The 265-nt window shown below is 43.4% G+C and carries 1 pseudogene; it reads right to left on the minus strand.

Going from position 1 to position 265, the window contains the following annotated elements:
• A pseudogene (locus ACPYOM_RS22685) lies at nt 1–265 on the minus strand (short chain dehydrogenase); the annotation flags it as partial.

Raw genomic sequence — 265 nt, forward strand, 5'->3', positions numbered from 1 at the left:
ATTCCTGGACCGCTCCATCGCCCTGCACCGGTTATAAGCAGATTTGTTCTGGAAACACCTGGATGAGAAGCCATACTCTTAATGCCCCAACCGTGCTTTTCACTTTGCCGCTGAAGTTCTAGAGCAAACATTAGGTTTGCAAGTTTTGCCTGGCTGTATGATTTCATCGGATTATATGAAGATTTTGACTGAACGTCATCAAAATTGATTGCTCCTGCACGATTTGCTACACTTGAAACAGTAACAACACGAGCATCTGATGATT

Source organism: Monashia sp. HAY1-2A, assembly GCF_056755315.1.